The following is a 20,719-nucleotide window of genomic DNA, read 5'->3' on the forward strand; positions in this document are numbered from 1 at the left end:
CGCCATGCCGCGCTGGCGCGCGTCATGGCTTGTCCGGGACGACAGCGGAGGGTGAGGCGACTGCATGCGAGCAAAGGACGGCGGTGGAGTTTGTAGTCCGTAGTCTGTAGGTGGGCAAAGCGGACGCCCGCAGGGCGGTCGCGTGCCCACTGTGCATCAGCGTGCTCGACAGCTATGGTGGGCACGGCGTGGGAAGGAGCTTCGCTGGCAACGCAGGTCCAGGGCGCGCCTTTGCCCACCCTACGGCAGCGTCGCTTGTGGTCGGTTTCACAGTCTCAAACAGCACGGACATGACATCGCAATCTCGCGGCGCGTCGCGCCCGAGGCATGCATTGAAACTGTCCCTCGCAAATCATGCAGAGGGCGCAGGGAATGCCGGGTGAAGGCCTCACCCATGGCCCGCCTGCGAAAAAAATGCAGGCGGCAGGTACCACAGGCAAAGCCGAACACTCCGGCATTCCCTGCGCGACGGTCTTCACGCTTATACGCAGTCTCCCTGGTGCGCCGGGCTTGTTGGCCACCATGCCGCGACAATGCTTGCGCATTGCGCGGGTGACACCAGCGTCGGGGTGTCAGGACGCTGCGACTTCACGTCCGCAAGCCATCGTTCGTCCGCGCCCTCGAAAGAGGACGCTGCGATCTCTCGCGGCCATCGCTTCCCCGCCTCGCGTGTCGTGACGATCGCGCGCTACGCCCCTCTGCGATGAGGCGGGATGCGCATAGACAATCATGATTTCCGAAAAATAGCAAGAAGATTATTTTTATCGGAAGGTGATGTGACGTTCTCCCGCCGTCGTCCCGGGCTTGACCCGACATTTGTCGGTTTGGCGCGATCGGTGGTCATGCTGCGCACAGGCGGGACGAGGTGAAGCTCAATCTCCTTCCTTGGCGCAAGGCGATGCAGCATGGCGATCATTGCATGCAATGATCGCTCATGAAATGGGCTGAGTTCGCGCCGAACGAGCCTGCCCAGCAACCGGGCAATGTCGGCCATCTTCTCAACCCCTTGAATTAGTTCGTGCTTCGCCAGGGCCGTCGCGCCTCGCCGCATTGTACACAATGGCACACCGCTTGCTTCATCAGTTGCGAGACATTCTCGCGGGGAGGCAGGCGGCTGACATGGCGAACTCATCTGCAGCGGCAACCGCGACGATCATCGCCGAGCCGGAGCCGATCACGCTCGATCTGTCCAAGACCGCGCTGGTCATCATCGACATGCAGCGCGACTTCATGGAGCCGGGCGGGTTCGGCGAGACACTGGGCAATGACGTGTCGCAGCTTGCCCGCGCGGTCGAGCCGATCGCGAATGTGCTGGCGGCGGCACGCGAGTCCGGCATGCTGGTCATTCACACCCGTGAGGGCCACGAGCCGGATTTGTCGGATGCGCCGCCGGCCAAGGTCGAGCGCGGCGCGCCGTCGCTTCGCATCGGCGATCCCGGTCCGATGGGGCGCATCCTCATCCGCGGCGAGGCCGGGCACGACATCATTCCCGCGCTCTATCCCGTCGATGGCGAGGTCGTGATCGACAAGCCGGGGAAGGGTGCCTTCTACGCGACCGAGTTGGGCGAGGTGCTGAAGCTCCATGGCATCGCCAATCTGCTGGTGTGCGGCGTCACCACCGAGGTCTGCGTCAACACCACCGTACGCGAGGCCAATGACCGCGGCTATCGCTGCGTCGTCATCTCCGATGGCTGCGCGTCCTACTTCCCGGAATTCCACGAGATGGGGCTGAAGATGATCAAGGCCCAGGGCGGCATCTTCGGCTGGGTCGCGGACTCGGCCGCGGTGCTGAAGGCCATGATCTGAGAGACGAGCTGAAAGATCTGAGACGGATGAGTTTGATCATGTAGTCGCTGCAGGCAACAGGGGAGCAAGGCGATGAGCGGAAGCGGGACGGCAAGCTCGACAAGTGCGGATTTCAAACCGGTGCTCTGGACACAAGGGGACTGGAACGCGTTCTTCGGTTTCGGCACCAACATCCTCGTCAACATGCTCGTCCTCACCGGGCTGTTGCGCTTCGTGCTGAAGATGCCGGACAGCCTGGTGTTCGGCCGCATCCTGCCGGCGCTCGGCCTGATGATGTGCCTGTCGACCTTGTACTACGCGTTCCTCGCCTATCGGCTGGCGCAGAAGACCGGACGCAGCGACGTCTGCGCGCTGCCCTCGGGCGTCAGCGTCCCGCACATGTTCATCGTGACCTTCGTGATCATGCTGCCGGTCACCTTGAAGACCGGCGATCCCCTGAAGGGCTGGTCGGCCGGCCTCGTCTGGGTGTTCTTCCAGAGCTTCATCCTGATGATCGGCGGCTTCGTCGCGCCCTATATCCGCAAGATCACGCCGAGGGCGGCGCTGCTCGGCACGCTCGCCGGCGTCTCGGTCACCTTCATCTCGATGCGGCCGGCGCTCGAGATGTACATGACGCCGCAGATCGGGCTGGTGTGCTTCGCGATCATCCTGGTCAGCTGGTTCGGCGGCGTGAAATATCCGAAAGGCCTGCCGGCCGGTCTCGTGGCGATCGCGGTCGGCATGGTCATGGCCTGGGGCTCCAACCTGTTCGGCCTCGGCCTCGGCGGGCTCAGCGTGAAGGGCGTCGGCGATGCCTTCGCCAACTTTGGCTTCTCGGTGCCGCTGCCGGCGTTCGGCACGGTGTTCTCCGGCTTCGAATATCTCGGCGTGATCCTGGTGACCGCGATCCCGTTCGGCATCTACGACCTCGTCGAGGCCATGGACAATGTCGAGAGCGCGGAAGCCGCGGGCGACGAGTATCCGACGACGCGCGTGCTGACCGCCGACGGCGTCGTCAGCCTGATCGGCTGCATGATGGGCAATCCCTTCATCAACGCCGTCTACATCGGCCATCCCGGCTGGAAGGCGATGGGCGGCCGCATCGGCTACTCCGCGGCGACCGGGCTGATGGTGATCGTGCTGTCCTGGCTCGGCATCATCTCGGTGCTGCTGGCGCTGGTGCCGGTGGTCGCGATCTCGCCGATCCTGCTCTACATCGGCATGCTGATCGGCGCGCAGGCGTTCCAGACGACGCCGGTCAAGCACGCGCCGGCGATCGTGCTCGCGTTCACGCCGCATCTCGCCGCCTGGGCCAAGCTGCAGATCGACACCATGCTGGCCTCGACGGTGACGGCGGCGCAGGCTGTCGGCGAGCTCGCTGCCGACAAGGTGGACGCGGTGAAGACCGCCGCGATCGCCGCGCTGCCGCAGCAGGGCGTGCTGTATCACGGCCTGGAAGTGATGGGTGGCGGCTCGATCCTCGCCGGCCTCGTGCTGGGCGCCATCGGTGTGTTCGTCATCGAGCGCGACTTCACCAAGGCGGCGGCGTTCGCGCTCGCCGGTGCGGTCATGACCTATTTCGGCTTCATGCATGGTGAGGCTGTCGGCATCGGCGGCGGCTTCGGTGTGACGCCGGCGGTGGCGCTGGCCTATGTCGTGGTCGCGGGCGGGCTGTTCTGGCTGGGACGGCTCGGCATGTCCGAGAGCTACGTGCCGCATGCCGACATGCAAGCGGCGCCGGCGGAGTAGGCCGACTGCGGCACGAAAGCCAAGTTGGTTCAGACGGTCATTCCGGGGCAATCGTCAACTCGACGTCGCGAAGCGGCGGCGGGTTGGCGATTGAACCCGGAATCTCGAGCTTGTTGAAAGCCGACGCAAGACAACATCGAGATTCCGGGTTCACGGCCTGTCGGCCTTGCCCCGGAATGACGTTGTGGTGAGGCAAATGCCTGCACCGTCTCACCAGTCCGGCCGCCGGATCTGTCTTCGACCGTCACGTGGCCGGCTGATCGAGATAGTAGCGCAGCAGCGCCTCACCGGGCTCGGACAGCCACTCTGCCGCACCGGTCACATCGCCTTCGATCAAGCCGCTCATCCCGATCAGATAGGTGATCGGCATCGCCGGCGTGGCGAAGACGGAGGCGTCGGCATTGGCTGGATTGGTCGCCTGCGCATGCGGGTCGGCGAAGGACAGACGGGGCATCGCGACCGTTTCCGCGTATCGGCGGATGGTCTTGATGTCGCGGCGGTCGGTGCAGATGGTCCAGACGTCGAGCGCCGGCATCCGGACGCGGTCCAGTGCGGCGAGCGTCGGCAGGTCGGTCTTGCAGGCCGCGCACCACGTCGCCCACAGGTTCACCAGCGTGACATGGCCTGGCTTCGGCGCGAGCGTCACGTCCTTGCCGCTCAAGTCCTGCAGCTTCAACGGCGGCAGCGGATTGCGCGGCCGCTCGACGATGAACTGGCTGCGGCCGCTGCGGAACAGCGGCGGCCTCGGATCATCAGCCGCGGCGCGGACGCGCGGCGAGGATACAAGGAGGGCGGTGGCGGCTCCCAGCAGCGCTGTGCGGCGCGTGAGGGCGCTGAAGGAAACAGTCTCAGCCATGGATGTAGGCCCAGCCCTTGCGCTGCAACTCGACGACGCGGCCGATGCCGAATGGCACGAGCTTCGCGCCCTCGATCAGCTCGATCATCAGATTCTCCTTGCTCTCGGCGATCGCCTTCGACGAGGCGCACATGCTGAAGCCGATATGCGGATACATCTGGCGCAGTGCGGCGATCGGCTCCTTCAACGGAGATTTGTCGGCGCGGAAGACATCGATGCCGCTGCCGTTGGCGACGACCTCGATCATTGGCGTTTCTCCGAGGCTGGCGAAATGCCGCGTCAGATTGCCCGAATAGCCGATGGCGTGACCCATCACGTGCGGATCGTTGCGATCGATCAGAATGACGATGCCGGCGCGATGCCGGGCGACGGCCGGCACGGCGGGGGCTGGGGCGCCGAGGGCCGTCGCGCCAGCGAGGAAGCCGCGGCGCGAGAGATCTTGAACGGGTTCGCTCATCGCTGCTTTCTCGTCGCAAGGGAAACCGTCGGCCGTGGCGATTCCAAGGCCGGTGGTTGCCGGGTCAGTTGCGCGGCCGGATCGGCGCCTTGTTGTTGCGACCCCACAGCACGAACAGCGACAAGGCGAGCAGCAGGATATTGAGCGGGGTGACGGCGGCCTCGCCGCGGGAAAGATGAAAGGCGAGGGCGAACACCTGGAGCGTGGCGCAGCCGAGCGCGGCGAGGACGGTCAGGCGCGGCATGATGCGGGTTAGCGACGGCAGGATGATGCCGAGCGCGCCGGCGAGATCGACCAGCCCGATCGCGCGCACGAAAACCTCGGAATACTCACCTGCCCACGGCATCATCGCCGCAAGCTGCGGGATCGGCGTGAACAGCTTGGTCAGGCCGGCTCCGCCAAAGGCCACGAAGATCAGGGCCTGTGCGGTCCACAGGCCGATGCGCAGCGCGAGCGAGGGCCGAAGCGGGGTGAGATCGGTGGTCGATGCAGTGGTGGACACGATGGAAGTCTCCAAACGAGTGGGGGCTGGTCGGCGCAGGTTGATGATTTCTTCTGGATTGATCATTATGCCTCCCGTTGAGAAATCATTTCTTGCTGGTTGATGATCAATGGACTCCCTCGTCAGCATCCGGGTGTTCTGCCAGGTCGCCGAGCTCAAGAGCTTCGCTGCGGCGGCCGAGCGGCTGAGCCTGTCACCCGCCATGGTCTCCAAGCACGTCATGGAGCTGGAGCGGCGGCTGTCGACCCGGCTGCTCAACCGCACCAGCCGCCGCGTCGGGCTGACCGAAGCCGGTGTGGTCTATTTCGAGCAGGTGCGTCAGCTGCTGGAGCAGCTCGACGACGTCGAGGCTGATGTCAGCGAGGCCACCGTGCTGCCGCGCGGCACGTTGAAGCTCAGCGCCTCCGTGTGGTTTGCGAATTCGCTGTTCGCCGACGTGCTCGCCGCCTATCGCTCGCGCTATCCGGAGGTCGTGCTCGATGTCGACCTCAGCGGCCGGCTCGTCAATCTCATCGACGAGGGTTTCGATCTCGCGCTCCGCACCTCGGCCTCGCCCGGTGACGGACTGATCGCCCGTCCGCTACCCTCGATCCTGATGCAGTTCGTCGCTGCGCCACGCTATCTCGCCGCGGCGGGCCGGCCGACGGCGCTGGCCGATCTCAATGGCCATGCGTTCCTGAGATATGCGCTGATCCCCACGCGCGCGATGACGCTGCCTGGTCCCGACGGCGAGGTCATGCCGGCTTTCAAGGACGTGCTGATCAGCGGCAACGAAACGCTGCTTCACCATGCCGCCGTCGCTGGCATGGGCATTGCCGTGTTGCCGCGCTGGCTGATCATGGATGATCTCGCGACAGGCCGGCTCGAGACGGTGCTGCCGGAGGCGTTGACGCTCAAGGCGCCGCTGATGGCGGTCTATCCGAGCCGCAAATATCTCTCGGCCAAGGTCCGCACCTTCATCGACTTCATCGCCGCCGATCCACGCCTGAAGCAGGTCTCGGAAGGGCCGCCGCCTGCGATCGATACGATCAGGGCGCGCGGGCGGAAGCGGCGGAAGACAGGGGCGTGATGCGCGTGGCGGCCTTGGCAGCTCGCGATCTGAGCTGGGGTGTGCTCATCGCTGGCTATCAATTTCTACAAGTTCGACTCGATGTATAGCAGCATGATGTTGTTGAGCTCTCGCGGCAGTGAAGGTGCACCTCGCCCCGCCAGGGCGAAGCGAAGCTTCGCTAGGGCGGGGAGAGGTCGGATTGCATCGAAGATGCAATCCGGGTGACGGGGACAGGTCTCTCCACGAACGCTTCCCGTGCGTCTGCTCACCCCAACCCTCTCAGCGCGAGCAAAGCTCGTTGCGGCCCCGTGACGAATGGGAAGAGGGAGCGCACCGATGGTGCCCCACGTTCACGGTCGCACGGCCGGCGCGTCCATCGTCATGCCGCGTGCCCGCGACATCAGATAGAGCTCGAGTGCGATCATGTCCGGCGCGTCGAAGTCGAAGGCTTGCGCGCGCACGCCGGTCATGCAGCCGCGGAGGCGGCGCTGCAGCGAGCCCATGCCCTGCCATTCGAGGCGATAGATCGGATAGCCGGTCGGCTGTCCCTGTGTGATCGATGAGCCCGCGAGATGCCTGTCCCAATTATCGTCGTGGCAGTTGGCGCAGGCGAGATTGAGCTGGCCCTGGCGCTGAAAGAACAAGTCGCGGCCGCGTGCGATCGAGGACGCCAGCCGCGGGTCGTTACCGGCGGTGATCGGCATCCCGCGCGATTGCTTCGCGATCAGCGCCGTCAGCGCCAGCAGCTCGCGGCTCTCTGCTGCGAACGGCGCGGCCTCCTGATGCTGCCTGCGGCAGAGATTGACGCGCTGGCCGAGATCGACCGGCACAGCGCTCGCGGCATTGAAGGCGGGATAGCGCGCAGCGACGCCCTTCATGCTGACATCGACCGCGCCGTGACAATCGCCGCACGCCTTGTTGGCCGTGCCGGCCTTCGTCGTCCACAGCGCCTCACCGTCGAGCACCGACAGCATCGCCGGATTGGCGGTGTCGTCGTCCTGCATCGCCTTGGTGTCCGACGACATGAAGTCATAGCCGGAGCGGCGCGCGGACTCTGCAATCTCGCCGGCCAGCACGGGCAAGGTCAGGGCGATCATCGTGGCGACAGTGAGAAGCGCCGGCCGCATCAGTCGACCGTGATCGTCGCCGCGGCGGTAGCGACGAAGCCGTTGTCGCCGATCCACTCGAAGGCGAAGCGGCCGCTCTCGGTCGCCGTGGTGAAGAACGACAGGAACGGATTGGCGGCGATGGCCGGATAGAGGTCGGCGCGGAAGATCTCGGCGCCGTTGAACTTGCAAGTGAAGCTGGTGATGATGTCGCGCGGCACGATCTCGCCCCCGGCCGTATGGCGATAGCCCGGCTCCATGACGTGGCTCATCAGCGTCTTGATCTCGATGACGGCGCCGCGCCTGGCCTTGGCGGGAATGTTGACGAGGGCGGCAGGCATCACGGCATCTCCTCGGTGCAGGCGGCCAAGGTCACGATGACGTCGACGCTCGCCGACCAGAACGTGCCGTCGGACAGTTTCGCGATCGCCACGACCTTCTGGGTGTCGGCGAGCCGGATGCGCGTCGTGACCTGGGCGCGGCCGGCGCTCGCCGTCAGGTGGAAACTGGCGACGTTGGGCTGCGGGTTCTTCTCGTTGAAGACGTGGATGCTCTTGACGAAATTGTCAGGCGTCATCGGGTGATCGACGCTGACTGTCATGGGCACGGTGTTGCCGTTCTCCACCAGCGGCGGGATGTCGAGCCGGACCTTGCCGACCGTCACCTTGGCCTCGCCGACGAGGTTGCGGATGGCGGAGGCCAGCATCGCCGGCGTCGCCTGCGCCGGCCGGACCGTGATCAGCGGCGGCGCGCCGGCCGCGGTGAGCGTTCCCGCCAGTTGCAGCAAATGGCGGCGCGAGATGTGGGATCGTTCGAACATGCCGGTCATATGGGCTCACTCGCGCAAGGTCGCGAGATAGGCGACGATGTCTTCGATCTGCTCCGCCGACAGGATCGGCTTGTCGCGCCAGGCGGAACCGACACGGGTCAGCCCGTCAATGCGATAATAGGACGGCATGATCGTTGCCGGATTGAGCCTGGAGGCATCGACCAGCCGCAAGCGGAGCTGCGGGATCGTCGAACGGCTGCCGGCGCCGGCAAGGCTGGGCGCGAGATCGCCCTGGAAGCGCGCTTCCGGGAACGGGCCGGAATGGCAGAGGATGCAGGTCGAGCTGCGTGCGAGAACGAGCGCACGGCCGCGCGCGGCGTCGCCGGGCTGGCCGGTGAGCGACTGCGCGATGCCGTCGCCACTGATCGTATACGGCGCGAGCGCCTGCGCGGCGGCGGTCGCGGGCAGGGCGATGATGAGGATCGCGATGAACCGGCTAGCCGAACGCATCATGGGTCAGCGCCTTGAACCAGGCCGTTGTCGCCTCTGCCTCAGCCGCGCGCGTGGCCTGCGGGGCGTCGATCGGGCTTGTCTTGCCACCTTCCACTTCGGCGAACAGATCCGCCTTGGGTTGATACACGCCTGCCAGCGAGAATGCGTAGTTCGGCGCCACCAGGCTGTAGCAGATGCCGGTGAGCGGCGGCGTATCGGACTGCCGTCCGGTCAGGTCGCGCACGATCACCGCCGCGCACGTCTGGCCCTGCGCCCGCGCCGCGCCGGCCGATTTCGGAATGCCGCCGCCGAGGCACGCGTCGCCGATGACGTGGACATCCGGAAGCAGCTTCGAGGCGAAGGTCGTGGCATCGATCGGGCACCAACCGGTGCGGTCGGCCGCACCGGCAAGCGCGGCAATGCGGCCCGCCTTCTGCGGCGGGATGATGTTGGTCACATCGGGATTGTAGTTGCCGAACTCGGTGACCACGGTGCGCGTGGCGATCTCGACGCCGGTGACGCGGCCGCCCTGCGACAGCGGAATGCGCTCGATCATGCCGGGGTAGAGCTGCTGCCACGCCTGCTCGAACAGCTTCTGCTGCGAGAAGCTGTCCTTGGCATCGAGGATCAGCACCTTCGACTTCGGCTTGTGCGCCTTGAGGTAATGCGCGATCAGGCTGGCGCGCTCGTAGGGCGCCGGCGGGCAGCGCGACGGATTAGCGGGGACGGCGATCGCGACCGTGCCGCCATCCGGCATCGCCTCGATCTGCTTGCGCAGCAGCAGCGTCTGCTCGCCGGCCTTGTAGGCGTGCGGCATGACCGTCGAGGCAGCCTCGTCGTAGCCTTGCAGGGCCGTGAAATCGAGATCAATGCCGGGTGCCAGCACCAGGCGGTCATAGGCCAGCGTGGCGCCGTCGGCGAGCGTCACCTTGTGCGCCGGCGCATCGATCGCCAGGGCCGCCTGCAGCATGACGCGCACGCCTTCGGCGGCGATCCTGTCATAGCCGAATTGCTGCGCGCGGATGTCGCGCAGGCCGGCGATGACCTCGTTGCTGAGGGGGCACGAGGTGAAAATCTTGTTGGCTTCCACCAGGAAGACGTCGAGCTTGCCATCGGCGTTGCGCAGCGCGCGGGCGCAACTGGCGCCGCCGAAGCCGCCGCCGATCACGACCACGCGCGCCGCCGCTTGCGCGCGCAGCACGGCCGGCGCGGCGAGCAGGGCTGCGCTCGCCGCGATCAGGCCGCCGAGCTCTCTGCGCGTGCGCTGCCGGGTCACTGTCATCCGATGAGAATAGCATGGCGGCAGCCATGGTTCCCAACGGCTGCCGCCACGCGGATCATGCGAAGGTGATGTTCTGGTCGCGCAGTGGCACCGAGCGGATGCGCTTTCCCGTGGCGGCAAAATACGCATTCAGCACCGCCGGGGCGGCGACGCCGATGGTCGGCTCGCCGACGCCGCCCCAGAAGCCGCCGCTTGGGATCATGATCGCGTCCACCTTCGGCATCTCGGCGATGCGCATCGAGTTGTAGGTGTCGAAATTGGTCTCGACGATGCGCCCGTCCTTCACGGTGCAGCCGCCGTAGAACAGCGCCGACAGGCCGTAGACGAACGAGCCGGCGATCTGCCGCTCCACCTGGGCCGGGTTGACGACATAGCCCGGATCGGTCGAGGCGACGATGCGGTGGATCTTGATCTTGCTGCCGTCGATCACCGAGATCTCGGCGGCGCCCGCGACGTAGCTGCCATAGCCGTGCAGCTGAGCGAGGCCACGGTACACGCCGTCCGGCGCCGGGGTGCCCCAGCCGATCTTCTCCGCGACGGCGTTCAGCACCGCGAGATGCTTGGGATGGTCGGCCATCAGCTTGCGGCGGAACTCCAGCGGGTCCTGGCCGGCCGCATCGGCGAGCTCGTCCATGAAGCATTCGAGATAGATCGCGTTCTGGTTCACGTTGACGCCGCGCCAGAAGCCCGGATTGATGTGCGGGTTGCGCATCGAATGCTCGATCAGCAAATTCGGCACGGAGTAGCCGATCGTCGCTTCGCCCGATGGCGCGAGCCCCTGGAAGGTCGCGGGGTCCTTGCCGTTGACCAGCGCATCCGGCCGCAGGCTGAACAGGATCGACTGGCCGGAGATGCGCATGTGCAGCGCCGTCAGATTGTTGTCGGCGTCGAAGCCGCCGGTTAGCCTGCACTGCGTGATCGGGTGATAGCGGCCATGCGTCATGTCCTCCTCGCGCGACCACAACAGCTTGATCGGCGTGCCCGGCATCTCCTTGGCGATCTTCACCGCTTGGCGGACATAGTCGGTCTGGCCGCGCCGGCCGAAGCCGCCGCCGAGGATCAGCTTGTGCACCTCGCATTTGTCGGCAGGCAGCCCTGAGGCTTCCAGCACTGCGGCGAATGCCGCCTCGCCGTTCTGCGTGCCGCACCACACCTCGCAGCGCTCGGGCGTGTAGAGCGCGGTGGCGTTCATCGGCTCCATCGTGGCGTGGTTCTGATAGGGATAGTTGTAGACGGCCTCGACCTTCTTCGCCGCGCTCGCCAGCGCCGCCTTGGCGTCGCCGTTCTCGTTGCCGACGAAGGCTGGGCCGGACTCCAATCCTTCCGCGAGCCATTTGGCGATCGAGGCCGAGGAGACCTTGGCGTTCTCGCCTTCGTCCCACACGATCGGCAGCGCATCGAGCGCGGTCTTGGCGTGCCACCAGGTGTCGGCGACCACGGCCACGGCGGTGCCGTCGATCGCGACCACCTTCTTGACACCCTTCATGCCGGCGATCTTGGCCTCGTCATAGCTCTTCAGCTTGCCGCCGGTGACCGGACAGTCCTTGATCGCGGCGTTGAGCATGTTCGGCAGCTTCATGTCGGCGCCGTAGATCATCGCGCCGGTGACCTTGTCGGCGGTATCGAGCCGTCTCACGCCCTTGCCGATCAGGGTCCAGTCCTTGGGATCCTTCAGCTTCACGTCGGCTGGCGGCGTCAGCTTCGCGGCGGCCTCGGCCACCTTGCCGTAGGTCGTGGTCCGGCCCGAGGCCTTGTGGGTGATGACGCTATTCGCAGCCGTGCATTCGGCCACCGGCACCTTCCACTCGTCGGCGGCGGCCTGGATCAGCATCATCCGCGCGGCGGCGCCGCCCTTGCGGACGTAGTCCTGCGACGCGCGGATGCCGCGGCTGCCGCCGGTGGAGAAATCGCCCCACACCCGCTTGCGCGCGACGTTCTGGCCCGGCGTCGGATATTCGGTCGTGACCTTGCTCCAGTCGCAAGCCAATTCCTCGGCGACGAGCTGGGCCAGACCGGTCAGCGAGCCCTGGCCCATCTCGGAGCGGGCGATGCGGATCACCACGGTGTCGTCGGGGCGGATCACGACCCAGGCGTTGACCTCGGGCGAGCCATCCGCGGCGCGCACGATCTGCGGCCCGCCGAAGGGGATGTCGAGGCCGAGGGCGAGGCCGCCGCCGAGCGCGGCGGTGCCGATGACGAAGGACCGGCGGTCGAGGCGCGGCGTTACATGCTGGTTCATGCCGTCCTCCTCAGGCGTTGGCGGCGGCGTGGATCGCCTCGCGCACCTGCGCGAAGGTTCCACAGCGGCAGATGTTGGTGATGGCGTCGTTGATGTCCTGATCGCTCGGCTTCGGATTGTCCTTGAGCAGCGCCGCGACGGCCATGATCATGCCGCTCTGGCAGTAGCCGCATTGCGGAACGTCGTTCTCCACCCAGGCCTGCTGCACCTTGTGCAGCCCGTTGTCGCTCGCGAGCCCCTCGATGGTGGTGATCTGCTTGCCCAGGGCCTCGGAGACGGTGACGCCACAGGAGCGCACGGCCGCGCCGTCGAGATGCACGGTGCAGGCGCCGCATTGTGCAATGCCGCAGCCATATTTGGTGCCGGTCAGTCCGGCGTTCTCGCGGATCGCCCACAGCAGCGGCGTGTCGGGCTCGACGTCCAGAGTATAGGATTGTCCGTTGATCGTGAGGTTTGCCATCGCAGATCCCTTTCGTTCAACGCGCCAGTTGAACAGAGGGCGGCACTGTGGCGCGAACGTTTGCATCCTTCAAATCAAGAATATGCGTTTGCCGCGCGCAGGATTTGTGATGGGCCCGGCTTGTAGTTGCGTCGGCTCATGGGCCGCGCGGCGGAGCGACGGCAAGCCGCAGGAAGCTCATCACGCTGCCGAGCGCGGCGAAACCGGCGCCGAGGGCCAAGGCAAGGGTGGCTCCTTGGTGCCCCGCAAGGCTGAAGCACAAGGCGGCGAGCGCCGCGCCGGTGGTCTGGCCGGTCAACCGGGCCGTGGCGACGATGCCGCTGGCGCCGCCGCTGCGGTGCGGCGGGGCGCTTGACATGATGGCCTTCATATTCGGCGCCTGGAAGAAGCCGAACCCGATGCCGCAGATCAGCATGCGCCAGACGATGTTCGCGATGCTCGGGTTCTCCGGCAACATGGCGAGCAGCGCCATGCCGGAGCCGAGCATCACCAGGCCGATGCCGCCGAGCAGGCCGGCGGGAAAACGGTCCGACAGCCGGCCGGCGATCGGCGCCATGATCGTGACTGCGAGCGGCCAGGGCGTCATGAAGAACCCGGTCTCGACCTGCGAGCGCTGGAGAATGTCCTCGAAATAGAACGGCAGCGACACGAAGCCGAGGCCCTGCACCGAGAACGAGCACACTGCGGTCGCCGCCGACAGCGCGAACACCCCGCGGCGGAACAGGTCGATCGGCAGCATCGGCGCCGGGTGGTCGGCCTGGCGGCGGGCCAGGATGACGCCGAGCACGAGCGCTGCGACCAGTTCGGCTACCACCATGGCCGGCGTCGCGCCGTGCGCGGCGCTGCCGATGCCGGTGATGAACAGGCCGAGGCAGAGCGCAGCGAGGGCGGCGCCGAGAAAGTCGAAGCCGTGCTCGGCGCGCGGCGTCCGCGGCAGCATCCTCATGCCGATCGCGATCGCGATCAGGCCGAACGGCAGGTTGATCGCGAACAGCCACGGCCAGGAGCCGAGCGAGAGAATTGCGGATGCGATCGTCGGGCCGAAGGTGAAGGAAATGCCGACGACCAGCGCGTTGTGGCCGAGGCCGCGTCCCAGCATCTTGCCGGGATAGACGTAGCGCACCAGCGCGGTGTTGACGCTCATGATGCCGCTGGCGCCGAGGCCCTGCAGCGCGCGGGCGATCACCAGCGTCGGCAGCGACCACGCCAGGGCGCAGCCGACCGAGGCCAGCGTGAACAGCAGGAGGCCGCCGAGATAGATGCGCTGATGACCGACGATCTCGCCGAGCGCGCCGAGCGGCAGCAAGGTCGCGACCAAGGCGATCTGATAGATGTTGACCACCCAGACCACCTCGGCCGGGGAGACGTGGAGATCGGCCGAAATCGACGGCAGCGCGATGTTGGCGATGGCGACGTCGAGCGAGGCCATCGACAGCGCCGTGAAGATCGCGGCGATGGCCCAGGGCCGCTTGCCGGGCGGCAGGCCATCGGTGGTGCCGTCGCCGGCGAGCTTCGAAGCGTGGTGGCGGTCGGACATGAGACCTTTGGAGACCTTCGGTTCGCGGGGCGCGTCCGGATCAGCATGTACACGGGAGCAGGCGAGCGCCCCAGCCGTCGCGGGCGCATGGCGGTATGCGCCCGGTCGCAAGGAACGGGTCGAAGCCGGCTACACGCCCGGCCTTGCCAGCCGTTCGATCGTCTGGTTGTGCCGCGTCAGGAGCTCGCAGGCGTGGCCGATCTGGCGGGCGCGCAGGGCCTGCAGGATCAGCCGGTGATCCTGGTTGGTGCGCGGACGCCAGCCGGCATTGCGGGCCATCGCCAGCACCAGCCGTGAATTCGCCAGGCGCAATCCGTCGAGGCTCGCCAGCAGCCGCGGCATCGCGCAGGGCGCGACCAGCGCGCGGTGGAAGGCGCGGTTCGCGGTCTCGAATTCCTGGATGGTCTCGGCATTGTCGGCCTCGATCAGCGCGAGCTCGATCGCGGCGAGATGCGTCGGCGTGTAGCGCGGCGCGGCATTGCGCAGCGCGATCACCTCGAGCGCGACGCGCATCTCGACGATCTCCCTGGTCGACTTCGCATCGAGCGGCGCCACCCGCACGCCGCGCCGCGGTGCCGCGACCACGAGATACAGCGCCTCGAGCTGCCGAAATGCCTCGCGCACCGGCACGTGGCTGGATTTGAACTCGCGCGCGACGTGGTCCTGCCGCAGCGGCGCATCCGGAGGGAGCGCGCCACTGACGATCCGTTCGGTGATGGCCTCGGCGATGCGGTGGGCCGTGGTGAGATTCTCGTCCTGCATGGCGATAGATTATCTATCGAAAAAACCGATGCGAGGAAAGCCGCTGTGCCCTACGGTGCTTTAATACGGTTTTTCATAGATAATATCTTTGAAAATCTATAATCCGCGTGAGGTGTCGAAATGCCCGTTCCAAGCAGCTTGTCCGATCGCCCCGACAACGACGCTGCCGTCCGTCACGACTGGACCCGGGACGAGGCCGAGGCGCTCTACGCCCTGCCATTTCCGGATCTGATGTTCCTGGCGCAGTCGGCGCATCGCCGGCAGTTCGATCCCACCCGCGTGCAGACCGCGAGCCTGCTCAGCATCAAGACCGGCGGCTGCCCGGAGGATTGCGGCTACTGCTCGCAGAGCGCGCATTACGACACCGGTCTCAAGGCGACGAAGCTGATGGACCGCGATGCGGTGGTCGCCACCGCGCGGCGCGCGAAGGCAGCGGGAGCCGAGCGCTTCTGCATGGCCGCCGCCTGGCGCAGTCCCAAGGACCGCGACCTCGATCAGGTCTGCGACATGGTCAGCGCGGTGAAGGATCTGGGCATGGAGACATGCGTGACTCTGGGCATGCTGACGCCGCCGCAGGCGCAGCGGCTGAGAGAGGCCGGGCTCGACTTCTACAACCACAATGTCGACACCTCGCCCGAGTTCTACGACCGCATCATCACCACGCGCACGCTGCAGGACCGCATCGATACGCTCGCGCATGTGCGCGAGGCCGGCATCAAGGTGTGCTGCGGCGGCATCATCGGCATGGGCGAGGAGATTGACGACCGGCTCGGCATGCTGGTGCTGCTCGCCAACCTCGCTGAGCATCCCGACAGCGTGCCGATCAACATGTGGAACGAGGTGAGGGGCGTGCCGGTCCACGAGACGGCCACGCGGCCCGATCCGATTGCGCTGGTGCGCTTGATCGCGGTGGCGCGCATCCTGATGCCCCGGAGCGTGGTGCGGCTGTCGGCGGGCCGGCAGTACATGAGCGACGAGTTGCAGAGCCTGTGCCTGCTGGCCGGCGCCAATTCGATCTTCATCGGCGACGTGCTGCTGACCACGGCCAATCCCCAGGCGCGGCGCGACGCCGATCTGCTCGCGCGGCTCGGCATGACCTCGTCGCTGTCGGCGCGTCCGGTCGCACCGGCCGCTGCCAGCGAAAGCGCAGACGCATCGTCCCCGGCCTGATTCGAACCTCATCGCGAGTTCGGCGCGACCGCGCCCACGGAACTGCCTGGTCGTGCCGGTCCACGCCCGCGGCTGACCGAAACAGAGCGGAGCCATGTCCATGCTGTCCGACAGGTTGGCGATCTATTCCGACGGCCTGCAGAGACTCGCGGCCGATGACCGGTTGCGGCAGCTCACTCCACCGGCCGGTCTCGATTTCTCCTCCAACGACTATCTCGGACTGGCGCAGGCGCCACGCATCAAGCGCGCGGTCGCCGCGGCCATGGAGGCCGGCACGCCGGTCGGCGCCGGCGGCTCGCGCCTGCTGCGCGGCAATTGCGACGAGCACGAACGGCTCGAGGCGGAGGCCGCGCGCTTCTTCGGCGCCGAGCGCGCGCTGTTCTTCGGCTCCGGCTACATGGCGAATTTCGCCGTGCTCACCACATTGCCGCAGCGCGACGACCTGCTGGTGCTCGATGCGCTCGTTCATGCGAGCACCCATGAGGGCGCGCGTGCCGGTCGCGCCGAGACGTGCCAGTTCATCCACAACAACGCGCAGTCGGCCGAGGACGCGATCCTGACCTGGCGCAGGGACGGCGGTGTCGGCCAGCCCTGGATCGTCGTCGAAGACTCTACAGCATGGACGGCGATCTCGCGCCGCTGGCGGATTTGATGGCGATCGCCGAGCGCCACGACGCCTTTCTGCTGATCGACGAGGCCCATGCGACCGGGGGCCACGGCGCGCAGGGCCGCGGTCTCGCCGCAGCCTATGAGGGACGCGAGAGCGTCGTCACCGTTCACACCTGCGGCAAGGCGTTGGGCGCGGCCGGCGCATTGGTCACCGCAAGCGGCGTGCTGTGCGACACGCTGATCAATCGCTGCCGGCCTTTCGTCTTCAGCACGGCGCCGTCGCCGCTGATGGCGGTGGCGGTGCTGGAGGCGCTTGCGATCCTGCGCGACGAGCCGGAGCGGCAGCAGCGGCTGGCGCAGCTCGTTGGCTTCGCCCATCGCGCGATCGACGCGCGCTTCGGTGAAAGCTGGTCGCCGTCGCAGATCATTCCCTGCGTGGTCGGCGACAATGCGCGCGCGATGAGCCTGGCTGCCGCGCTGCAGGCGCGAGGCTTCGACGTCCGCGGCATCCGGCCGCCGACGGTGCCGCCTGGCACGGCGCGGCTCCGGCTGTCGCTGACCTTGAACGTCGACGAGGCCGCGATCGTGGCGCTGCTCGATGCGCTCGCCGCCGAGATCGGGAGGCCGGGGGCATGACGCCACGCATCGTGGTCACCGGCACCGATACCGGGATCGGCAAGACGGTGTTCGCCGCCGGCCTCACGGCGCTGCTGAGGGCCCGCTATTGGAAGCCGGTCCAGGCCGGCCTTGCCGAGGAGACGGACTCCTGCCGTGTCCAGCGGCTGGCCGAGCTCGCCGACGATCGCGTGCTGCCCGAAGCCTATCGTTTGCCGGAGCCGGCCTCGCCGGATCGCGCGGCCCGCCTCGCAGGCGTCAGCATCGATCCGCTCAGCCTGCATCCTCCGCAGTCCGTCGGCCGGCCTGTCGTGATCGAGGGGGCCGGCGGGGTCATGGTGCCGCTCGATTCCCAGACGCTCTATCTCGATGTCTTCGCGCGATGGCAATTGCCGGTCGTGCTCTGCGCGCGCACCAGCCTCGGCACCATCAATCACTCGCTGCTGTCGCTGGCGGCGCTGCGCAGCCGCCGCATCGGCGTGCTCGGCATCGCCTTCATCGGCGACGGCCATGCCGACAATGAGGAGACGATCTGCCGGCTCGGCGAGGTGAAGCGCCTGGGCCGGCTGCCCTGGATCACGCCGCTCACGGCGCGATCGCTGCAGTACGTGTTCGCCACGCAATTCCAGCGCAGGGATTTCGAACCATGATGCGCAAGGCAACCTCGCCGATCTGGCATCCCTTCACGCAGCATGCGCTCCAGCCCGAGATGACGCCGGTCGCGCGCGGCGAGGGCGCCTATCTCTTCACCGCCGACGGCCGGCGGATCATCGATGCGATCGCGTCGTGGTGGGTGGTCACGCACGGCCATTGCCATCCGCATATCGTGCGCGCGATCCAGGACCAGGCCGAGCGGCTGGATCAGGTGATCTTCGCCGGCCACAGCCATGAGCCGGCCGAGCAGGTTGCCGCCGGGCTGCTCGCGCTGGTGCCGCCGAGCCTTGCGCACGTGTTCTTCTCCGACAGTGGCGCCACCAGCGTCGAGGTCGCGCTGAAGATGGCGCTCGGCTATTTCAGGAACATCGGCGAGCCGCGCTCGCGCATCGTGGTGATGCAGCATTCCTATCACGGCGACACCATCGGCGCGATGTCGGTCGGCGCGCGCGGCGTGTTCAATGCCGCCTATGAGCCGCTGCTGTTCGACGTTATCGTCATCCCGTTTCCGTCGCCGGGCAGGGAACAGGCGACCTTGGACGCGCTCGCGGCGGTCTGCGAAAACGACCGGCCGGCCGCCTTCATCGTCGAGCCGCTGGTGCTCGGCGCCGGCGGCATGCTGATGTATCCGGCCGCGGTGCTGCGCGAGATGCACCGGATCTGCAAGGCGTTCGGCGTGCTGTTCATCGCCGACGAGGTCATGACCGGCTGGGGCCGCACCGGCACGCTGTTCGCCTGCGAGCAGGCGGACATCGCGCCCGACATCGCCTGCTACGCCAAAGGACTGACCGGAGGCGCGATGCCGCTTGCGGTGACGCTGTGCAGTCCGGCGATCTACGAGGCGCACTATTCGACCGACCGCGCCCGCACGTTCTTTCACTCCAGCTCCTACACGGCCAATCCCATTGCCTGCGCGGCGGCCAGCGCCAATCTCGAGCTATGGCGGCAGCCGCAGACGCGGGCCCGGATCGCCGCCGTCGCGGCCGCGCAGCAGCGCTGTCTCGACCGCTTGCGTTACGACGAGCGATTTTCCGCGCTGCGGCGTTGCGGCACTATCACGGCGCTCGATCTCCATGCCGACGAGCCGGGCTACCTTGCCGAGGTTGGTCCCAGGCTGCTGGCGTTTTTCCGCGACAGCGACGTGCTGCTGCGTCCGCTCGGCCATACCATCTACGTCATGCCGCCATACTGCGTCACCTCCGGCGACCTCGAGGCGGTGTATGCCGTCATCGACGAGGCCGTCGACCACGTGCTCTGATGTCGCCGATGGACGAGTTCCAGCGCATGTTCGCCGGAGTGGACTGCCGTCAGCTGAGATGATCAGGAGGCCGGGCAGCTCAGTGCCCGGTCTCGGATTCGATCTACTTATTCAGCGCTGCTGACGAGACGGATGCGCGGCTCCGCCATCTCGATCAGGCTGCGATACGCCGCGAGATAGTCGAGCGCCATGCGGCGTGCGGTGAAGCGGCGTTCGAACTGCTCGCGCACGCGGGCGCGGCTCAGGCCGGACAGGCGACTGACCGCCGCGACCGCGCTCAGCTCGTCCTCGACGACGAAGCCGGTCACGCCGTCGTCGATCACCTCGGGAACCGAGCCGCGATTGTAGGCGATCACGGGCGTGCCGCAGGCCATCGATTCGATCATCACCAGGCCGAACGGCTCCGGCCAGTCGATCGGCAGCAACAGGCCGAGCGCACCGGACAGGAATTCCGGTTTCTCGTGGTCGCCGATCTCGCCGATATAGTCGACCAAGGGATTGTCCTTGATCAGGGGATGGATCAGCTCGTCGTAGTAATCCTGGTCGGCGCGGTCGACCTTGGCGGCGATCTTCAGCGGAATCCCACAGCGCATCGCGATCTTGATGGCGCGGTCGACTCCCTTTTCCGGGGCGATGCGTCCGAGCACGGCCAGATAGCTCGGCGTCACAGGCTTGGGCATCAGCAGCCGTTCGGGAAGCCCATGCAGCACGGTGCGAACCCAGTTCGCATTCGGCACCGGCCGGCGCTGCGAGTCCGAGATCGAGACGACGGGAACATCCTTGAAGACCGAAAATACCGGCTGATGCTCCGGCAGGTCGAGCCGGCCGTGCAGGGTTGTGAGGAAGGGGGTGGGTTGCCGGTGGAACAGGGAGAACGGGTAGTAGTCGAGATGGAAGTGCAGGATGTCGAACTGTTCGTCGTCGCATTGCTGCCGTACGTTTTCGAGCATCACCATGTGAAGCGCGTTCGGATCCCTTACCGAGCCGTCGAGGCGCAGAGCCTTCGGCCATGTCGGAGAGAGTTTCGCCGATGTCTGCGAATCGCCGCTGGCGAACAGGGTGACGTCGTGTCCGAGGGCCACGAGCTCCTCGGTCAACCAATGAACGACCCGCTCAGTGCCGCCGTAGAGCTTCGGAGGCACAGCCTCCGTCAATGGAGCTACCTGCGCAATGCGCATCTCGTCGTCTCCTATTCGTGATCATGGATGAAGCCCCCTACCGAATGGCACCGGCACTGCCGAAGCGGGAACGTTGTCGCATGTGCGAAGTTCCCTTGCCCTGATCACTCTTTCTTCGACACAACGTGTTCATCGGCGTCTCATTGATGCCATCCCTGATCCTCAACGCTGCTGCCGTCATTGTCGAA

20 protein-coding genes and 1 pseudogene are annotated in these 20,719 nt (G+C 66.7%); 7 read left to right on the plus strand and 14 right to left on the minus strand.

Features of this window, described 5'->3' with window-relative positions; translation table 11 throughout:
* Nucleotides 1-727: 727 nt before the first annotated feature.
* Nucleotides 728-994 carry a hypothetical protein gene (locus ACQR1X_RS03220; protein WP_316183523.1) on the minus strand — a complete coding sequence of 89 codons (267 nt, stop codon included), beginning with the start codon at nucleotides 992-994 and terminating at the stop codon, nucleotides 728-730.
* A 125-nt stretch (nucleotides 995-1,119) separates the two neighbouring features.
* Here ACQR1X_RS03220 and ACQR1X_RS03225 point away from each other — a divergent pair, with 125 nt between their 5' ends.
* Both ACQR1X_RS03225 and ACQR1X_RS03230 read left to right on the plus strand, forming a co-directional pair.
* Entirely contained in the window at nucleotides 1,120-1,806 is a 687-nt protein-coding gene (locus ACQR1X_RS03225; protein WP_434839735.1) for a cysteine hydrolase family protein, read from the plus strand.
* Nucleotides 1,807-1,878: 72 nt separating this feature from the next.
* Entirely contained in the window at nucleotides 1,879-3,534 is a 1,656-nt protein-coding gene (locus tag ACQR1X_RS03230; protein WP_434898310.1) for a regulator, read from the plus strand.
* 244 nt (nucleotides 3,535-3,778) lie between these two features.
* Here ACQR1X_RS03230 and ACQR1X_RS03235 read toward each other — a convergent pair whose 3' ends face one another.
* The 3 genes from ACQR1X_RS03235 to ACQR1X_RS03245 all read right to left on the minus strand — a co-directional run bounded on the left by ACQR1X_RS03235 (nucleotide 3,779) and on the right by ACQR1X_RS03245 (nucleotide 5,349).
* Nucleotides 3,779-4,270: a TlpA family protein disulfide reductase gene (locus tag ACQR1X_RS03235; RefSeq protein WP_316183546.1), complete on the minus strand. Its 492-nt coding sequence runs from the start codon at nucleotides 4,268-4,270 to the stop codon at nucleotides 3,779-3,781.
* 112 nt (nucleotides 4,271-4,382) lie between these two features.
* Entirely contained in the window at nucleotides 4,383-4,847 is a 465-nt protein-coding gene (locus ACQR1X_RS03240) for a hypothetical protein (protein WP_434898311.1), read from the minus strand.
* Between the two features lie 64 nt (nucleotides 4,848-4,911).
* Entirely contained in the window at nucleotides 4,912-5,349 is a 438-nt protein-coding gene (locus ACQR1X_RS03245) for a DoxX family protein (protein WP_315802549.1), read from the minus strand.
* Between the two features lie 109 nt (nucleotides 5,350-5,458).
* On the opposite strand from ACQR1X_RS03245, the gene ACQR1X_RS03250 reads away from it, so the two are divergent.
* Complete coding sequence (locus ACQR1X_RS03250; protein ID WP_315802473.1) at nucleotides 5,459-6,418, plus strand: LysR family transcriptional regulator; 960 nt, start codon at nucleotides 5,459-5,461, stop codon at nucleotides 6,416-6,418.
* 332 nt (nucleotides 6,419-6,750) lie between these two features.
* On the opposite strand, the gene soxA is transcribed toward ACQR1X_RS03250, so the two are convergent.
* The 9 genes from soxA to ACQR1X_RS03295 form a co-directional block, all read right to left on the minus strand.
* Nucleotides 6,751-7,527 (minus strand): sulfur oxidation c-type cytochrome SoxA, encoded by a 777-nt coding sequence (soxA, locus tag ACQR1X_RS03255; RefSeq protein WP_434898312.1) that lies wholly within the window; start codon nucleotides 7,525-7,527, stop codon nucleotides 6,751-6,753.
* A complete protein-coding gene (gene soxZ / locus ACQR1X_RS03260) occupies nucleotides 7,527-7,847 on the minus strand; it encodes a thiosulfate oxidation carrier complex protein SoxZ (RefSeq protein WP_434898313.1) in 321 nt (106 codons plus the stop codon). Before soxZ ends, soxA begins: the two co-directional genes overlap by 1 nt.
* On the minus strand, nucleotides 7,847-8,326 hold the full coding sequence (locus ACQR1X_RS03265; protein ID WP_434898314.1) for a SoxY-related AACIE arm protein: 480 nt from the start codon (nucleotides 8,324-8,326) through the stop codon (nucleotides 7,847-7,849). The genes soxZ and ACQR1X_RS03265 overlap by 1 nt, the downstream gene beginning before the upstream one ends.
* Nucleotides 8,327-8,341: 15 nt before the next feature.
* Entirely contained in the window at nucleotides 8,342-8,788 is a 447-nt protein-coding gene (soxX, locus tag ACQR1X_RS03270) for a sulfur oxidation c-type cytochrome SoxX (protein ID WP_434898315.1), read from the minus strand.
* The gene (locus tag ACQR1X_RS03275) at nucleotides 8,772-10,049 is read right to left on the minus strand and encodes an FCSD flavin-binding domain-containing protein (protein ID WP_434893365.1); all 1,278 of its coding nucleotides are present in this window, start codon (nucleotides 10,047-10,049) and stop codon (nucleotides 8,772-8,774) included. The genes soxX and ACQR1X_RS03275 overlap by 17 nt, the downstream gene beginning before the upstream one ends.
* A gap of 55 nt (nucleotides 10,050-10,104) precedes the next feature.
* Complete coding sequence (locus tag ACQR1X_RS03280) at nucleotides 10,105-12,288, minus strand: molybdopterin cofactor-binding domain-containing protein (RefSeq protein ID WP_434898316.1); 2,184 nt, start codon at nucleotides 12,286-12,288, stop codon at nucleotides 10,105-10,107.
* Between the two features lie 10 nt (nucleotides 12,289-12,298).
* Complete coding sequence (locus ACQR1X_RS03285; protein ID WP_434884478.1) at nucleotides 12,299-12,748, minus strand: (2Fe-2S)-binding protein; 450 nt, start codon at nucleotides 12,746-12,748, stop codon at nucleotides 12,299-12,301.
* A 136-nt stretch (nucleotides 12,749-12,884) separates the two neighbouring features.
* Nucleotides 12,885-14,285: an MFS transporter gene (locus ACQR1X_RS03290; RefSeq protein ID WP_316218354.1), complete on the minus strand. Its 1,401-nt coding sequence runs from the start codon at nucleotides 14,283-14,285 to the stop codon at nucleotides 12,885-12,887.
* A 129-nt stretch (nucleotides 14,286-14,414) separates the two neighbouring features.
* The gene (locus tag ACQR1X_RS03295; RefSeq protein ID WP_315802482.1) at nucleotides 14,415-15,047 is read right to left on the minus strand and encodes a GntR family transcriptional regulator; all 633 of its coding nucleotides are present in this window, start codon (nucleotides 15,045-15,047) and stop codon (nucleotides 14,415-14,417) included.
* A 120-nt stretch (nucleotides 15,048-15,167) separates the two neighbouring features.
* On the opposite strand from ACQR1X_RS03295, the gene bioB reads away from it, so the two are divergent.
* The 4 genes and pseudogenes from bioB to ACQR1X_RS03315 all read left to right on the plus strand — a co-directional run bounded on the left by bioB (nucleotide 15,168) and on the right by ACQR1X_RS03315 (nucleotide 19,353).
* Nucleotides 15,168-16,217 (plus strand): biotin synthase BioB, encoded by a 1,050-nt coding sequence (gene bioB / locus ACQR1X_RS03300; RefSeq protein WP_434898317.1) that lies wholly within the window; start codon nucleotides 15,168-15,170, stop codon nucleotides 16,215-16,217.
* Nucleotides 16,218-16,317: 100 nt separating this feature from the next.
* Nucleotides 16,318-17,462: pseudogene (locus ACQR1X_RS03305) on the plus strand (8-amino-7-oxononanoate synthase).
* Nucleotides 17,459-18,091 (plus strand): dethiobiotin synthase, encoded by a 633-nt coding sequence (gene bioD, locus ACQR1X_RS03310; RefSeq protein WP_315802485.1) that lies wholly within the window; start codon nucleotides 17,459-17,461, stop codon nucleotides 18,089-18,091. Before ACQR1X_RS03305 ends, bioD begins: the two are co-directional and overlap by 4 nt.
* A complete protein-coding gene (locus ACQR1X_RS03315; RefSeq protein ID WP_434898318.1) occupies nucleotides 18,088-19,353 on the plus strand; it encodes an adenosylmethionine--8-amino-7-oxononanoate transaminase in 1,266 nt (421 codons plus the stop codon). The genes bioD and ACQR1X_RS03315 overlap by 4 nt, the downstream gene beginning before the upstream one ends.
* A gap of 107 nt (nucleotides 19,354-19,460) precedes the next feature.
* Here the strand turns inward: ACQR1X_RS03315 and ACQR1X_RS03320 are convergent, their stop codons facing one another.
* Nucleotides 19,461-20,531, minus strand: a complete 1,071-nt coding sequence (locus ACQR1X_RS03320) for a glycosyltransferase family 4 protein (RefSeq protein ID WP_315802487.1) — start codon at nucleotides 20,529-20,531, stop codon at nucleotides 19,461-19,463.
* Nucleotides 20,532-20,719: the final 188 nt, after the last annotated feature.

Origin of the sequence: Bradyrhizobium sp. HKCCYLRH3073, from assembly GCF_051167995.1 — a bacterium.
Taxonomy (GTDB): Bacteria; Pseudomonadota; Alphaproteobacteria; order Rhizobiales; family Xanthobacteraceae; genus Bradyrhizobium.

Bases quoted from the DNA above. Each gene is read 5' to 3' on its own strand.
- soxX (WP_434898315.1), bottom strand. From the start codon at position 8,788: ATGATGCGTTCGGCTAGCCGGTTCATCGCGATCCTCATCATCGCCCTG.
- ACQR1X_RS03280 (WP_434898316.1), bottom strand. From the start codon at position 12,288: ATGAACCAGCATGTAACGCCGCGCCTCGACCGCCGGTCCTTCGTCATC.
- ACQR1X_RS03225 (WP_434839735.1), top strand. From the start codon at position 1,120: ATGGCGAACTCATCTGCAGCGGCAACCGCGACGATCATCGCCGAGCCG.
- ACQR1X_RS03315 (WP_434898318.1), top strand. From the start codon at position 18,088: ATGATGCGCAAGGCAACCTCGCCGATCTGGCATCCCTTCACGCAGCAT.
- soxZ (WP_434898313.1), bottom strand. From the start codon at position 7,847: ATGCCTGCCGCCCTCGTCAACATTCCCGCCAAGGCCAGGCGCGGCGCC.
- ACQR1X_RS03295 (WP_315802482.1), bottom strand. From the start codon at position 15,047: ATGCAGGACGAGAATCTCACCACGGCCCACCGCATCGCCGAGGCCATC.
- ACQR1X_RS03240 (WP_434898311.1), bottom strand. From the start codon at position 4,847: ATGAGCGAACCCGTTCAAGATCTCTCGCGCCGCGGCTTCCTCGCTGGC.
- bioB (WP_434898317.1), top strand. From the start codon at position 15,168: ATGCCCGTTCCAAGCAGCTTGTCCGATCGCCCCGACAACGACGCTGCC.
- ACQR1X_RS03265 (WP_434898314.1), bottom strand. From the start codon at position 8,326: ATGTTCGAACGATCCCACATCTCGCGCCGCCATTTGCTGCAACTGGCG.
- ACQR1X_RS03290 (WP_316218354.1), bottom strand. From the start codon at position 14,285: ATGTCCGACCGCCACCACGCTTCGAAGCTCGCCGGCGACGGCACCACC.
- ACQR1X_RS03250 (WP_315802473.1), top strand. From the start codon at position 5,459: ATGGACTCCCTCGTCAGCATCCGGGTGTTCTGCCAGGTCGCCGAGCTC.
- soxA (WP_434898312.1), bottom strand. From the start codon at position 7,527: ATGCGGCCGGCGCTTCTCACTGTCGCCACGATGATCGCCCTGACCTTG.
- ACQR1X_RS03285 (WP_434884478.1), bottom strand. From the start codon at position 12,748: ATGGCAAACCTCACGATCAACGGACAATCCTATACTCTGGACGTCGAG.
- bioD (WP_315802485.1), top strand. From the start codon at position 17,459: ATGACGCCACGCATCGTGGTCACCGGCACCGATACCGGGATCGGCAAG.
- ACQR1X_RS03320 (WP_315802487.1), bottom strand. From the start codon at position 20,531: ATGCGCATTGCGCAGGTAGCTCCATTGACGGAGGCTGTGCCTCCGAAG.
- ACQR1X_RS03220 (WP_316183523.1), bottom strand. From the start codon at position 994: ATGGCCGACATTGCCCGGTTGCTGGGCAGGCTCGTTCGGCGCGAACTC.
- ACQR1X_RS03275 (WP_434893365.1), bottom strand. From the start codon at position 10,049: ATGACAGTGACCCGGCAGCGCACGCGCAGAGAGCTCGGCGGCCTGATC.
- ACQR1X_RS03230 (WP_434898310.1), top strand. From the start codon at position 1,879: ATGAGCGGAAGCGGGACGGCAAGCTCGACAAGTGCGGATTTCAAACCG.